This window comes from uncultured Albimonas sp., assembly GCF_963977235.1.
In the GTDB taxonomy this organism is placed as follows: Bacteria; Pseudomonadota; Alphaproteobacteria; order Rhodobacterales; family Rhodobacteraceae; genus Albimonas.
Genome location: NZ_CAXBOD010000013.1, coordinates 14338 through 28332, shown reverse-complemented (window position 1 = coordinate 28332; position 13995 = coordinate 14338). Strand labels below are relative to the sequence as shown.

Below are 13995 nucleotides of genomic sequence, written 5' to 3'. Positions count from 1 at the left end.
TCGCCCGGATGTCCGACGCCGCACTCTCCCCCGCCCAGGTCGCCCCGGCCCGCCGCCCGATGCGTTTCCGCGAGACGCGGAGGATGGCGGCGACCTACTCCCGCTCGATCTCCGCCATGCTGGGCCTGGCGCTGGTCGCGCTGTTCCTGGCCACCGCCGCCTTCGGCCCCTCGGTCGCGCCGTTCCCGCAGGACGCGGTCGGCGCGGTGAACTTCGAGGCGAAGCTGCTGCCCCCCTCGGCCGAGCACTGGTTCGGCACCGACCAGGTGGGCAACGACATCTTCTCGCGCGTGCTGTTCGGCGCCCGCACCACGCTGCAGATCGGCCTGACCGTCACCGGCATCGCCATCCTGATCGGCGTGCCGCTGGGCCTGATCGCGGGCATGACCGGCGGCTGGGTGGCCGAGGCGATCATGCGGGTCACCGACGTGTTCCTGGCGATCCCCGGTCTGATCCTCGCCATCGCCATTGTCGGCGCGCTGGGGCCGGGGATCCTGAACGCGATGGTGGCGCTCAGCCTCGTGTGGTGGCCCGGCTATGTGCGCCTGGTGCAGGCCAAGACCCTGTCGCTGCGCAACGAGGTCTATGTCGACGCCGCCCGCGCGCTGGGCGCGGGGCCAATGCGCATCCTCTTCGTGCATGTGCTCCCGAACTGCCTCTCGCCGATCGTGGTGAAGGCCTCGATGGACATGGGCATGGCGATCCTGGGGGCGGCCTCGCTGGGCTTCCTCGGGCTGGGCGCGCAGCCGCCGTTCCCGGAGTGGGGGGCGATGATCGCGCAGGGGAGGTCCTATCTGCCCGACTGGTGGTGGTGCGCCTTTTTCCCCGGTCTCGCCATCTACCTCACGGTGCTGGGGTTCAACCTGATGGGCGACGGCTTGCGCGACGTGCTCGACCCGCGGCAGAGGTGAAGACGATGACCGACCCGCTTCTTTCGATCCGCGGCCTGGAGCTCGCCTTCGACACGTTCGACGGCCCCTACCACGCCATCGGCGGCGTGACCCTCGACCTGCGCCCGGGCGAGGCGCTGGGCCTCGTCGGCGAGACCGGCTGCGGCAAGTCCGTGCTGACCCGCGCCGCCTTCGGCCTGCTGCCCTCGCCGCCCGCGCGGATCACCGCCGGCTCGGTCAAGCTTGGGGGCCGGGAGCTGGTGGGCCTGCCCGAGCGCGCGCTGCGTGGCCTCCGCGGCTCCGAGGTCGCGATGATCTTCCAGGACCCGATGACCTACCTCAACCCGGTGTTCCGGGTGGGCACGCAGCTGGTGGACGCGATCCGCGCCCAGTCCAAGGGCAAGATCCGCAAGGCCGAGGCGAAGGACGTGGCCCTGGCGATGCTGGAGAAGGTGCACCTGCCCAACCCCGAGCGGCAGTTCCGCGCCTATCCCCACGAGCTTTCGGGCGGCATGCGCCAGCGCGTGCTGATCGCCATGGCGCTGGCGGCCAAGCCCCGGCTGCTGATCGCCGACGAGCCCACCACCGCCCTCGACGTCACCATCCAGGCCCAGATCCTGCGCCTGATGGGCGAGCTGGTGGAGGACATGGGCCTGACGATGATCATGATCTCCCACGACCTGGGCGTCGTGGCGCAGGTCTGCTCGCGCGTCGCCGTCATGTATGCCGGCCAGATCGTCGAGGACGCGCCGGTGGAGCGCATCTTCGAGGCGCCCTCGCACCCCTACACCCAAGGCCTGCTGAAGGCGCTGCCGCATCCCTTCAAACCGGCCGAGGCGCTGGCCTCGATCCCCGGCTCGCTGCCCGACCTGCTGCACCCGCCGACCGGCTGCCGCTTCGCCGCGCGCTGCCCCCATGCGGGTCCGGCCTGCACCGCGGGCCCGGTTCCCTTCGCCGAGCTCGCCCCCGGCCACCGCGCCGCCTGCCGCCTGCACCTGCCGGGCGGGACCGGCCGCGCCGAAGCCCTTGCGGAGACCGCCTGATGCTCGAGCTCGACGACCTGCGCATCCACTTCCCCCTCGCCTCGGGCGAGATCGTGAAGGCCGTGGACGGCGTCACCCTGAAGCTCGCGGCCGGCGAGACGGTGGGGCTGGTGGGCGAGAGCGGATCCGGAAAATCCACCATCGGCAAGGCCGCGCTGGGGCTGATCCCGGCGACCTCGGGCGCGATCCGGGTGGGCGACGAGGACGTCGTCGGCGCCTCCGCCGCCACGCTGCGCCGCCTGCGCTCGCGCGCGCAGATCATCTTCCAGGACCCGCATGCCTCGCTGAACCCGCGGATGACCATTTCGCGCTCGGTGGCCGAGGGACTGATCCTCAACACACCCCTGCGAGGCCGCGCCCTGCGCGAGCGGGTCGCCGAGCTGCTGGCCCGCGTGGGCCTGCAGGAGCAGTTCCTCAACCGCTTCCCCCACGAGCTTTCCGGCGGCCAGAAGCAGCGCGCCTGCATCGCCCGCGCGCTGGCGCTGGACCCCGAGGTGCTGGTGCTGGACGAGCCGACCTCGGCCCTCGACGTCTCGGTCCAGGCGCAGATCCTGACCTTCCTGAAGGAGCTTCAGGCGGCGCGGCCGTCGATGACCTCGCTGTTCATCTCCCACAACCTCGCGGTGGTGCGCTTCCTTTGCCAGCGGGTCGCGGTGATGTATCTGGGCCGGATCGTCGAGGAGGGGCCCGTGGACGAGGTCTTCGAGAACCCGCGCCATCCCTATACCCGCGCCCTGCTGGCCGCGGCGCCGGCGCCCGAGGCGAACCCGCGCGCCAAGGGCCCGCGGGTGGACTACGTGGAGCTGACCGGCGACATCCCCTCGCCCGTGAACACCCCGCCCGGCTGCGCCTTCCACACCCGCTGCCCCGTGGCCCGCAAGGGGATCTGCGACGTGGAGCGGCCCGTGGCGCTGGACGTCGGGCCGCGCCACGTGGCGGCCTGCCACTTCGCGAAGGATCTGGAGGCCGCATGAGCTTCCCGCTCGACCGGCTCGCGGTTCAGCTCGACTGGAACCTGCTGCGCACCTTCATGGTGATCGTGCAGGAACGCTCGATCACCGGGGCGGCGCAGCGGCTGAACATCTCGCAACCCTCGGTCTCGTCGGCCCTGCGGAGGCTGGAGGAACGGCTGGAGCTGCGCCTCGTGGAGCGCGGCGCCGGCCAGACCTTCGTGGTCACCCGCGCGGGCGAGGCCGTCTACCGCGAGGCGCTGGAGATCTACGGCGGTGTGGTGCGCCTCAACGACGTGGGCGAGGAAGGCGGCCGGGCGCTGTCGGGGGCGGTGGTGGTCTTCCGCTCCTCCCATCTCGACATGGATTTCGCCATGCCGGTGCTGGAGGCGTTCCGCGCCCTGCATCCCGGCGTGACCCTCTCGATCCGCTCGACGCCCTGCCATGACGTGGCGCAGGGGCTGTTGCAGCGCATCGCCTCTGTGGGCTTCTGCACCCGCGTCGACCCGGTGCAGCGCTTGCGCGCCCAGCCGCTGGAGCCCCAGCGCTTCGGCATATTCTGCGGGCCGGCCCACCCCCTCTATCGTCGCCACGAGGTCGACCCGGAGGTTCTGGCCGCCTCCGACGTGGTGGGCTTCGAGGAGGACGCCATGGCCGGCGCCCTTTCCGCCCTCACCCGCTACCGGGTGCGCTACGGGATCGGGGGGCGGATGATCGCCGCGGCCTCGGGCATCGTCGACCTGGTGGAGCTGATCGAGCATGGCGCGGCGCTCGGCTGCCTGTCGGAGGGCCACGCCGCCCGCTACGGTCCTCGTCTGTGGCGGATCCCTGTGGCGGCGCCCGCGCCGCAGGTCGAGGTCTTTTCGCTGGTCGACCTGGAACGCCACATGACCCCGGTCGAGACCGCGCTGATCGCGCATCTCGAAGAGGCCGGCCTCGCCGCCGCGCCGCGCCCCCGCTCCCAGGTCTGAGCTCTCGGCCAGGTCGCGCGAGGCCCCGGGTCAAGCCCGGGGCCTCCTCCCTCCCCCCGCCACCGGACGAGCAGCGCAAGGGCTTCGCGCGCTCTGACGCTCTCGCCCGGCAGGAGGCCAAGGGCGCGCCCTGCAAACGCGAACGGCCCCGGCGAAACGCCGGGGCCGCTCCTATTCCAGAACCGCGGGCGCGCTCAGAGATGCCCCTCGCGGGTCAGCTTGTCGGCGAGGTCGTCGAGCATGCGGCGCGCGCGGGCGGCCATCTCGTCGAGCTCCTCCTCGGTCATCACATAGGGGGGCGAGGCGATCATCGTGTCGCCCACCGCGCGCATCACCAGCCCGTGCTTGCCCACGCAGAGGTCGCGCGCCATGCCCCCGACGCCAAGGTCGCCCGCGAAGCGCTCGCCCGTCTGCTTGTTCTTCACCAGCTCGATGGCGCCGAGGAACCCCCTGGTGCGGGTCTCGCCCACCAGCGGGTGATCGGCGAGGCCGGCCCAGAGCTTCGCCATCTGCGGGGCGAGCACGTCGCGCACCCGCTCGACCAGCTTCTCCTCCTGCAGGATGCGCAGGCTGGCCAGCCCCGCGGCGCAGGCGGCGGGATGACCGGAGTAGGTGTAGCCGTGGTAGAACTCGCCGGCCTTCTCCATCACCGGGCCCGCCACGCGGTCGGAGATGAAGACCCCGCCCATCGGCTGGTAGCCCGAGGTCATGCCCTTGGCGATCGGCATCAGGTCGGGGGTCACGCCGTAGGTCTCGGCGCCCCACCAGCTTCCGGTGCGGCCGAAGCCGCAGATCACCTCGTCGGTGATCAGCAGGATCTCGCGCTCGGCGCAGATGCGGGCGATCTCGGGCCAGTAGGTCTCGGGCGGGATGATCACGCCGCCGGCGCCCTGAATGGGCTCGGCGATGAAGGCGCAGACGTTGTCTTCGCCCAGTTCGTCGATCTTCTGTTCCAGCTGGCGGGCGCGGAGCTTGCCGAATTCCTCGGGCGAGAGACCCTCGGGGCGGCCCTCGCCGTACCAGTAGGGCTGGTCGATGTGGGCAAACCCGTTGAAGGGCAGGCCCGACTGGCCGTGCATCGCCCCCATGCCGCCCATCGACGTCGCCGTGGCGGTGGAGCCGTGGTAGCCGTTGTGCCGCCCGATGAAGACCTTCTTCGAGGGCTTGCCGAGGCAGTCCCAGTAGACCCGCGCCAGCCGGAACACGGTGTCGTTCGATTCCGAGCCGGAGTTGGTGAAGAACACCCGGTTCATCTGCGGCGGCGCCACCTGGGCCAGCGCCTCGGCGAACTCGGCCGCGGCGGGGTGGGTGCTCTGGAAGAAGGTGTTGTAGTAGGGCAGATCGCGCAGCTGGCGGGTCACCGCCTCGACAATCTCCTCGCGCCCGTAGCCGACGTTCACGCACCACAGGCCGGACATGCCGTCGATGAAGCGGTTGCCGTCGGTGTCGGTCAGCCACACCCCCTGCGCGGACGAGATCACCCGCGATCCCTTCCGGTTCAGGTCCGCCATGTCGGAGAACGGGTGCCAGTGGTGGGCGGCGTCCATCGCCTGGTAGTCGGCGGTCGAGCGGAGGTTGATCTGCTGGTTCATCGGTCCGGTTCCTGTCACGGGCCTCGCCCGGCCTGCCGCCCCCGAAGGGAGCGCGCCTCAGGCCGCGTCGAGCCCCTCGTTCGAAAGCATGGTCAGGCCCTGGCGCACGTCGGCGCGGATCGCGAGGCGCAGGCCCGCCTCGTCCCCCGCCGCCAGCGCCGCGATGGCCTTGGCGTGATAGTCGGCGACCCGCCCCATGCCGATCCGCGCATAAAGCGCGCGCATCGAGGGGCCGGTCTGCAGCCACACCGTCTCGGCCAGCGCCAGCATCGCGGGCGCATGGGCGCGAAGGTAGAGGGTGCGGTGGAACTCCAGGTTGCCGCGCACGTAGGCTGCCGCGTCGCCCGAGGCGAGATGCCGGTCGATCTCGTCGTTCATGCGCTTGAGGCGCTCGATCAGGCTGAAATGGGCGCGCGGCAGGGCGCGGGCGGCGAGCTCGGGTTCCAGCAGCGCGCGGATGGAGGCGAGTTCTTCAATGCGCTGCGGCGTCAGCACCGGGGCCGAGACGCGGCCCGAGGCCGAGATCGCAAGCGCCCCCTCGGCCGCAAGCCGGCGCACCGCCTCGCGCGCCGGGGTCATCGAGACGCCGAGCTCTCCGGCGACGCCCCGCAGGGTCAGGTGATCGCCGGGCGCCATCTCTCCGTGGAGGATGCGGCGGCGGAGGTGCTTGTAGACCCGCTCATGGGCCGTGGCGCCGCCCTCGTCCGTGATCACACGGCGGGAGACGGCGGCGTCCTGGGCCTCGGGCGGGGCCTCCGCGCGCTGGCCGCGGGTTGCGTCTGCGAGGGTCATGTGGGTAATGTGATCACAAATCGACACCCTGTCAATCGAGGCGCTTCCCGATGACCGACACCCCCGATCCGCATCGCCGCGACTACGCGTTCCTCGCCCCCGACGCGAAGGCCGTCACCCATGACGAGCCGATGTGGTCGGGCGCGCTGAGCTTCTGCCGGCGGCGCTACGGGCGCGATCTCGCGGGCGCCGACGTGGCGGTGGTGGGCGTGCCCTACGACCAGTCGGTGACCAACCGCCCCGGCACGCGCTTCGGGCCGCGGGCGGTGCGGGCGGCGTCCTCGCAACTGGGCTGGAGCCGGGCCTGGCCCTCGTCCTTCGATCCGTTCGAGGCGCTCGACGTGATCGACTGGGGCGACGTGCTTATCCCCCACGGCCACCCCACGGAGGCGCCGGGGGCGATCGAGGCCGCGATGGCCCATATCCTCGCCGCCGGGGTCACGCCTCTGGCGATCGGAGGCGACCACTTCACCACCTATCCCGCGATGAAGGCGCTGGCCGCCAGGCTGGGTCAGCCGCTGGCGATGGTGCAGTTCGACGCCCATACCGACACCTGGGAGGCGCCGGCCGACTGGATCGACCACGGCACCATGTTCGCCCGCGGCGTCAGCGAGGGGGTGATCGACGCCTCGAAGTCGATCCAGGTCGGCATCCGCACCACCAACGACGACCCGATGGGGATCGAGATCTGGGACGCGATCAAGTGCCATGAGCAGGGGGTCGCGGCGACCGTCGCGGCGATCCGCGCCCGGGTCGGCGACGCGCCGGTCTACCTGACCTTCGACATCGACTGCCTCGACCCCGCCTTCGCGCCGGGCACCGGCACGCCGGTCTGCGGGGGGCTCGCCTCGTGGCAGGCGCTGGCGATGCTGCGCGGGCTGGCGGGGCTGGACGTGCGCGGGATGGACGTGGTCGAGGTGTCGCCCGCCTATGACGTGGGCGAGATCACCGCGCTCGCCGGCGCCACCATCGCGCTGCAGCTGCTGTGCCTGCACGCCCAGCGGCCGGGCGGGCCCGCCGCCTGACGGGGCCGGCCCCGCCCTCCCTCGCAACCCGCGCTTGAACCGCGGCGGCATCGGCGCGAGACTGCGCCCTCCCGCCGCGGTCCGCCGCGGCCCTGCGGAGCCTGCCCCTTGCGGAAATTCCTGGTGGTCGTCGACGAGACGCCCGAGTGCATGAACGCCATCCGCTTCGCCGCCCGCCGCGCCCACAAGACCGGCGGCGGGCTGCAGATGCTGTTCGTGATCCGCCCCGAGGAGTTCCAGCACTGGCTGGGCGTCGGCGACCTGATGCGCCACGAAGCCCGCGAGGCGGCCGAGCAGCGCTTTCACGAGGTCGCGGGCCCGGTGCAGGAGAATGTCGGCATCGTCCCCGAGTTCGTGATCCGCGAGGGCGAGGCGGTCGAGCAGGTCCTCGCCCAGATCAAGGAGGACCCCGAGGTCGGCGTCCTGGTCCTGGGCGCGGGCGTCGACAACGGCCCCGGTCCGCTGGTCAGCTACCTGGTGGGCAAGATGGCGGGCTCGATGTCGGTGCCGGTGACGGTGGTCCCCGGCGCCCTCTCGCGCGAGCAGGTGATCGCCCTCTGCTGAGCGTCGCCCGGCGATCGCGCGGCGGCAGGCGGCGCGCGTCTTTCAACAAGCGGACTACAGGCGCCCTGCGGGCGGGCTTGGCTGCGTCGCGCCCGTTGCGGGGGCGCGCGGGCTTCCGCCGGTCGCGCGGCTGGCGTATGAGAGCCGCGACGGCGGCGTCCGAGCCGCGCCGCGGAGACAGCCCTCCGACGGCGCGCCGCCAGGCCCGGCGCCCGACGCTTCGCCCCGCCGAAGTTTGGAACGATTCTTGTTTTCCGCGCCCGATGGGTCCATATCGGGCGGGATGAGGAGGCCGCCATGTTCATCCAGACCGAATCCACGCCGAACCCCGCAACGCTGAAGTTCCTGCCCGGCCAGACCGTGATGCAGGCCGGCTCTGCGGACTTTCCCGCGAAGGAGGCCGCCGGCGCCTCGCCGCTGGCCGAGCGCATCTTCACGGTCGAGGGGATCGAGGGCGTGTTCCTGGGCCCCGACTTCATCACCGTCACCAAGGCCGAGGGCCGCGACTGGGCGCACCTGAAGCCCGGCGTCCTCGGCGCGATCCTCGAGCATTTCCAGTCCGGCGCCCCGGTGCTGACCGCCGAGGCCGGCGACCAGCAGACCGGCCACGCCGAGCACACCGGTCCCGACGGCGAGATCGTGGTGCAGATCAAGGAGCTGCTCGACACCCGGGTGCGCCCAGCGGTCGCCCAGGACGGCGGCGACATCACCTTCCACGGGTTCGAGCGAGGCGTGGTTTACCTGCACATGCAGGGCGCCTGCGCGGGCTGCCCCTCGTCGACGATGACGCTGAAGATGGGCATCGAGAACCTGCTGCGCCACTACATCCCCGAGGTGACCGAGGTGCGCCCTGTCGGCCTCCAGTTCTGACGCCGGCCCCGTGACGGGACCGATTCTGGGACTCGACGCCTCGGCCGCGCAATGCGCGGCCGCGGTCGTGTCCGACGGGCGCGTGCTGGCCTCGCGGTCCGAGCCGATGGGCAAGGGCCAGGCCGAACGGCTCGCCCCCCTGATCCAGGAGGTGCTGGCCGAGGCCGGCGTGGCGCCCCGCGCGCTGTCGGGCATCGGCGTCTGCACGGGCCCGGGCAACTTCACCGGCGTGCGCATCGGCGTGTCCGCGGCCCGCGGGCTGGCGCTGGCAATCGGGCGCCCCTCGGTCGGCGTGCCGCGCCTGCAGGCGCTGGCCCAGGCCGCCGGCCGCGCGGGGGCCGAGGGCCCGGTCCTGGCGCTTGCCGCCGCCCGGCGGGACGAACGCCACGCCCAGCTGTTCGAGATCCTCGTCGACGAGACCGGCGAGCCCGTGGCCGAGGCGCTGGGCGAGGCGGTGCAGGCCTCGCTCGCGGCCCTGCCCGACCTGTTCGCCGAGGCGCCCGTCGCCTGCGTGCGCGGCCCGGGCGCGGGCGAGCTCGCCACCGCGCTGGACGTCATCGCGCTCGACGAGGGCGACCTGCCCGATCCCGTCGACGTGGCCCGCATCGCGGCCCGGATCCTGGCCGCCCTGCCCCCGGGCGCGCGACCCGAGCGCCCCGCCCCGATCTACCCCCGTCCGCCCGAAGCCGATCCGCCCTCGGAGGCGCCTCCGCCGCTGCTGGACGGCGCGCCTGGGTGAGCGCCCCGGTCGCGGCCGAGGGCGCCGCGCCCCCGCCCCTTCCCGACATCGCCGCACGACTGGCCTGCGACCCCGCGCTCGCCGCGCAGGCGTCCGCGATCCATGCCGCGGCCTTCAACGGCGAGGTGCCCGGCCGCGCCTGGTCGGCCGCCGAGATCGCCGGATTCGCCGCCGTGCCCGGCGCGCTCGCCCTGCTCGACGCCGATGCGCTGCTGCTGGGTCGGGTGGCGGGCCCGGAGGCCGAGCTGGTGACGCTGGCGACCCGTCCCGAGGCGCGCCGACGGGGCCTCGGCCGGGCGCTGACGGCCCGCTTCGCCGAGCTCGTCGCCGCCGCGGGCGTGCAGGAGGCCTTCCTCGAAGTCGCGCAGACCAACGCGCCCGCCCGCGCCCTCTATTCCGCGCTGGGTTGGGTCGCGGTGGGGCGTCGGCGCGATTATTACCGCGACGTCAATGGAAACCGGATCGACGCGGTGGCGATGCGTCTCCGACCAGGGCGCCACGAGGTCCAGGCATCGGGGGACCGCACCTCGTAATCGCGGGAACTCGCGTCAGACGAACTGCGCGCGATTGGCGCGGGTTTCGCGATTTTGTCAGCCCGATATGAATTGACGCGGCAGTAGTGAAGTCTTAAGACCCGATCACGTTCTTATCTGGTTCGGGGCGGTTCGCCTGCCGCCGGAACAGCCACGAATAGGGACCCGCTCGGGTTCACGTCGCTGTCATAATGAGAGGTATCATGTCGGACACCACGCTCATCGCAAAATCGGAACTGCTCGCGCTGACCGCGGATATCGTGTCGTCGCACGTTTCGAACAATCCGGTTTCGCCCCAGGACCTGACCAGCGTGATCGAGTCCGTCTTCGCCAAGCTGACGGAACTGGCCGAGGACAAGCCCGAGCCGCAGGAAGAGCTGATTCCTGCGGTTCCGGTGAAGAAGTCGGTCACCGATGAGTTCATCGTCTGCCTCGAGGACGGGAAGAAGCTCAAGATGCTCAAGCGGCATCTGAAGACCGCCTACGACATGACGCCCGAGGAGTATCGGGCGAAGTGGGGCCTGTCGGCCGACTACCCGATGGTCGCGCCCGCCTATGCGCGCAAGCGCCAGGAGCTGGCCAAGCAGATCGGCCTCGGCCGCAAGCCCAAGGCGAAGTGAAGCGCTGAGCCGATCCCGCGTCCAAAGGCGCTAGCCGGGCCTTGCGCCCGGAGGCGCTGACTGGGCCCCGCGCCCGGAGGCGCTGACCGGGCCCCGCGCCCGGTTGCACGGGCGCGGCGGGGGCGCTAAGGCAGTCGCGGCGCGCGAGGGCAGTCCCTCGCGCGCCGCGAGCCGTTTCCGCACCCTGCGCCGGGCCGGAGGCGGCGCCGACCGCGCCCGCGGTCGACCCTCGTGCAGACCCCGGCCCGGAGGCCCCCATGGCCAAGAAGCTGTTCGTGAAGACCTACGGCTGCCAGATGAACGTCTACGACTCCGAGCGGATGCACGGCGTCATGGCGGCCGAGGGCTACGAGGCGACCGACCGGGCCGAGGACGCCGACCTGATCCTTCTCAACACCTGCCACATCCGCGAGAAGGCGGCCGAGAAGGTCTATTCCGAGCTGGGCCGCCTGAAGCCCCTCAAGGACGCCCGCCCCGACCTGAAGATCGGCGTCGCCGGCTGCGTCGCCCAGGCCGAGGGTCAGGAGATCCTGCGCCGCCAGCCCGCCGTCGATTTCGCCGTCGGTCCGCAGGCCTATCACCGCCTGCCCGCGCTGGTCGCCAACGGCGGCGTCGACACCGAATTCCCGGTGGAGGACAAGTTCCTGCACATGCCGGCCGCCCCCCGCCGGCGCGCCCCCGCCGCGTTCCTGACCGTGCAGGAGGGCTGCGACAAGTTCTGCGCCTTCTGCGTGGTTCCCTACACCCGCGGGGCCGAGGTCAGCCGCCCCGCCGCCCGCCTGCTGGCCGAGGCGAAGGCGCTCGCCGACCAGGGCGTGCGCGAGATCACGCTGCTCGGCCAGAACGTCAACGCCTACCATGGCGAGGGGCCTGACGGGCGCGACTGGACTCTGGCCCGCCTGCTGCGCGCGCTCTGCGAGATCGAGGGGATCGCGCGGCTGCGCTACACGACCTCGCATCCCAACGACATGGGCGAGGACCTGATCGCGGCCCATGGCGAGCTCGACAAGCTGATGCCCTACCTGCATCTGCCGGTGCAGTCGGGCTCGGACCGCGTGCTCAAGGCGATGAACCGGCGCCACCGGGCGGACGAGTACCTCGCGCTGATCGAGCGGATCCGCGCGGCGCGGCCCGACATCGCGCTCTCGGGCGACTTCATCGTCGGCTTCCCCGGCGAGACCGAGGCGGACTTCGTCCAGACCCTCGCGCTCGCCGAAGCGGTGGGCTACGGCTCGGCCTTCACCTTCAAGTATTCCTCGCGTCCCGGCACGCCGGCGGCCGGCGCCGGCGCGCAGGTCCCCGAGGACGTCAAGGATGAGCGTCTCGCCCGCCTCAACGCAGTGATCTGGCGCGATCAGAAGGCGTTCCAGCGCTCTATGGTCGGCCGGCGCCTGCCGGTGCTGGTCGAGAAGCCCGGCCGGATGGAAGGCCAGATGGTTGGCAAGAGCCCCTGGCTGCACGCCGTCCATTTCCTCGCAGACCCCGCGACCGCCGGCCAGGTGGTCGAGGTCGACGTGATCGAGAGCGGGCCCAACTCCCTCTCCGGGCGCCTCGCGGCCTGAAACCAAACCCGGCGCGCCCGCGCGCCCGCGGGCCGGCGTCTCAGACCGCCCCGCGCTTAAGCAGGCTGCGGGCCATGTCGCCGGCCGAGGTCTCGCCCGGGATCGGGGCCCGCCCCAGCAGCCGCCGGCCGGCGGCGGCGTCGAGCTCGGGCCCGTATCCCAGTTCGTTGACGTTGGCGCGGATGTCCCCGTCAAACAGCGCCAGCGCGCGCACCAGCCAGTCGGGCGCCTCGCGCTTCGGGATCCTGCGGGCGCGCTCGGGGGCGGCCCGGGCCATCGCCCGGCAGAGATCGACGAGCGACAGGCGGGAGAACGCGGCCGGGTGACGGGCGCCGGACGCCTGCGGGTCGCTCAGCGCGGCGACATGGATGCGCGCCAGGTCGCGCACGTCGACCGTGTGCAGGATCAGCCGCGGAACCATCGGCAGGTCGCCGCGCAACAGCCGCGCCAGCACCGCGCCCGAGGTTCCAGGGTCCGCATCCAGCAGCGGGCCGAGGATGAAGCCGGGGTTGATCACCGCCAGCGCCGGGGCGCCCGGCGCCTGCGCGATCTCCCAGGCCCGCCGCTCGGCCATGACCTTCGAGGCGCCGTAGGCGTTCAGCCGCCCGTCCTCGGGGCGCGACCATTCCTCGGCCCCCAGCCGGTCGGGACGCCCCTCGCCCCGGCCCGCCGTGATCGCGACGGTCGAGGAGGTCAGCGCCACGCGCTCGGCGCCGGCCGACCTTGCAGCGGCCAGCGCCCGCTCGGTCCCCGCCACGGCCGGACCGATCAGCTCCTGCGGGTCCCGTGGCATCGAGGTCACGAAGGGCGAGGCGGTGTGCATGACGAAGCGCGCGCCGGCCGCGGCCTCGGTCCAGCCCGCGTCGCGCGTGAGGTCCAGCTCCACGGTCTGCAGCCGCGACACGTCCCCGCCCGCCGCCTCCAGCGTGCGGCGCAGGGCCGCCGCCCGCTCGCCGTTCGGACCCGGATTGCGCAGGCTGCCGCGCACCGTGTATCCCGCTTCAAGCAGCGCGAGCGCCACGTGGCCGCCCAGAAACCCGGTGATCCCGGTCAGAAGCACGGTGTCGGACATCAGGCCCTCCGTTGATTGAACGAAACGAACGCATATCGTAAATAACGTTTGCCTCGAAGGACGCAAGGTCATGCCCCGGGCGCCGATGAAAAGATCCCCCGCGCGTGAGGCGCGGATGCTGGAGGCGGCGCAGGCGCTGTTCCTGGAAACCGGGCTGCGCGGCGCCACGATGGAGGCGATCGCCCGCCGCGCCGGCGTCGCCAAGCCCACGCTCTACGCCTATTTCCCCGACAAGGAGGCGATGTTCCTCGCCGTGATCGCCGCGCTGGTCGAGCGGATGAAGACCGCGGTCGACGCGGCCCTGGCCCGCCCCGGCCCGCCCGAGACCCGCGTCGCCGAGGCGCTGGCCGCCAAATACGCCGTCGCCAACGCCATGCTGGCGGGCTCCCCCCACGCCGAGGCGCTGACCTCGGACCGGCTGGTCCGCTCGGGCGAGAGCTTCCGGGCGCTCGAGGCCTGGCTGATCGCGCGCATCGCCGAGACCCTGCGCGCCGCCGGCCGGCCCGAGCCCGAGGGCCGCGCCCGCCTGCTGATCGCCTGCTGCGACGGACTGATGGCGGCGGGCGATTTCGCGAGCCTCGGCTCCAGGGTCGCCTTCGTGGCCGAGCGCCTGCTGCGCGAGCCGGAGGGCGAGGAGGACTGACTTCCCGCGCCCTCCCTGCCCCGCGCCGCCGCGCCGCGAGTGTCGCGGAGCGAACCCCGGCGCGCCCCGCGCTCCTATCCGTTCGGATAGCCGGCCGATGCTTTCGAACGTCCGGGCTGACCGGCCGCG

General features: G+C 72.4%; 15 protein-coding genes. 12 read left to right on the top strand and 3 right to left on the bottom strand.

Annotated elements, in window-relative coordinates:
* Window positions 1-8: 8 nt before the first annotated feature.
* Genes AAC134_RS09035 through AAC134_RS09020 form a run of 4 tightly spaced genes read left to right on the top strand, consistent with a single transcriptional unit; the run spans window position 9 to window position 3854 of the window.
* Window positions 9-911, top strand: coding sequence for an ABC transporter permease (locus AAC134_RS09035; RefSeq protein WP_339948755.1), 903 nt, complete (start codon window positions 9-11; stop codon window positions 909-911).
* Window positions 912-916: 5 nt separating this feature from the next.
* Window positions 917-1933 carry an ABC transporter ATP-binding protein gene (locus AAC134_RS09030; protein WP_339948754.1) on the top strand — a complete coding sequence of 339 codons (1017 nt, stop codon included), beginning with the start codon at window positions 917-919 and terminating at the stop codon, window positions 1931-1933.
* The gene (locus AAC134_RS09025) at window positions 1933-2907 is read left to right on the top strand and encodes an ABC transporter ATP-binding protein (RefSeq protein ID WP_339948753.1); all 975 of its coding nucleotides are present in this window, start codon (window positions 1933-1935) and stop codon (window positions 2905-2907) included. The genes AAC134_RS09030 and AAC134_RS09025 overlap by 1 nt, the downstream gene beginning before the upstream one ends.
* On the top strand, window positions 2904-3854 hold the full coding sequence (locus AAC134_RS09020; RefSeq protein WP_339948752.1) for a LysR family transcriptional regulator: 951 nt from the start codon (window positions 2904-2906) through the stop codon (window positions 3852-3854). Before AAC134_RS09025 ends, AAC134_RS09020 begins: the two co-directional genes overlap by 4 nt.
* 194 nt (window positions 3855-4048) lie before the next feature.
* Here the strand turns inward: AAC134_RS09020 and AAC134_RS09015 are convergent, their stop codons facing one another.
* Together AAC134_RS09015 and AAC134_RS09010 are read right to left on the bottom strand one after the other, a co-directional pair.
* Complete coding sequence (locus AAC134_RS09015; RefSeq protein WP_339948751.1) at window positions 4049-5446, bottom strand: aspartate aminotransferase family protein; 1398 nt, start codon at window positions 5444-5446, stop codon at window positions 4049-4051.
* Window positions 5447-5503: 57 nt separating this feature from the next.
* Window positions 5504-6238 carry a GntR family transcriptional regulator gene (locus AAC134_RS09010; protein WP_339948750.1) on the bottom strand — a complete coding sequence of 245 codons (735 nt, stop codon included), beginning with the start codon at window positions 6236-6238 and terminating at the stop codon, window positions 5504-5506.
* A 50-nt stretch (window positions 6239-6288) separates the two neighbouring features.
* Between AAC134_RS09010 and speB the strand changes: the two genes are divergently transcribed.
* The 7 genes from speB (at window position 6289) to miaB (ending at window position 12151) form a co-directional block, all read left to right on the top strand.
* Window positions 6289-7263 (top strand): agmatinase, encoded by a 975-nt coding sequence (gene speB, locus AAC134_RS09005; RefSeq protein WP_339948749.1) that lies wholly within the window; start codon window positions 6289-6291, stop codon window positions 7261-7263.
* Window positions 7264-7371: 108 nt separating this feature from the next.
* Complete coding sequence (locus AAC134_RS09000) at window positions 7372-7827, top strand: universal stress protein (protein WP_339948748.1); 456 nt, start codon at window positions 7372-7374, stop codon at window positions 7825-7827.
* Between the two features lie 297 nt (window positions 7828-8124).
* Window positions 8125-8697 carry a NifU family protein gene (locus tag AAC134_RS08995; RefSeq protein WP_339948747.1) on the top strand — a complete coding sequence of 191 codons (573 nt, stop codon included), beginning with the start codon at window positions 8125-8127 and terminating at the stop codon, window positions 8695-8697.
* A gap of 10 nt (window positions 8698-8707) precedes the next feature.
* On the top strand, window positions 8708-9436 hold the full coding sequence (tsaB, locus tag AAC134_RS08990) for a tRNA (adenosine(37)-N6)-threonylcarbamoyltransferase complex dimerization subunit type 1 TsaB (RefSeq protein ID WP_339948746.1): 729 nt from the start codon (window positions 8708-8710) through the stop codon (window positions 9434-9436).
* Window positions 9433-9969: a GNAT family N-acetyltransferase gene (locus AAC134_RS08985; protein ID WP_339948745.1), complete on the top strand. Its 537-nt coding sequence runs from the start codon at window positions 9433-9435 to the stop codon at window positions 9967-9969. The genes tsaB and AAC134_RS08985 overlap by 4 nt, the downstream gene beginning before the upstream one ends.
* Before the next feature lie 203 nt (window positions 9970-10172).
* Window positions 10173-10589 (top strand): MucR family transcriptional regulator, encoded by a 417-nt coding sequence (locus tag AAC134_RS08980; protein ID WP_339948744.1) that lies wholly within the window; start codon window positions 10173-10175, stop codon window positions 10587-10589.
* 257 nt (window positions 10590-10846) lie between these two features.
* Window positions 10847-12151 (top strand): tRNA (N6-isopentenyl adenosine(37)-C2)-methylthiotransferase MiaB, encoded by a 1305-nt coding sequence (gene miaB, locus AAC134_RS08975; RefSeq protein WP_339948743.1) that lies wholly within the window; start codon window positions 10847-10849, stop codon window positions 12149-12151.
* A gap of 40 nt (window positions 12152-12191) precedes the next feature.
* Here miaB and AAC134_RS08970 read toward each other — a convergent pair whose 3' ends face one another.
* Complete coding sequence (locus tag AAC134_RS08970; RefSeq protein ID WP_339948742.1) at window positions 12192-13223, bottom strand: NAD-dependent epimerase/dehydratase family protein; 1032 nt, start codon at window positions 13221-13223, stop codon at window positions 12192-12194.
* Between the two features lie 70 nt (window positions 13224-13293).
* Between AAC134_RS08970 and AAC134_RS08965 the strand changes: the two genes are divergently transcribed.
* Entirely contained in the window at window positions 13294-13866 is a 573-nt protein-coding gene (locus AAC134_RS08965) for a helix-turn-helix domain-containing protein (RefSeq protein WP_339948741.1), read from the top strand.
* The last annotated feature ends 129 nt before the right edge of the window (window positions 13867-13995 follow it).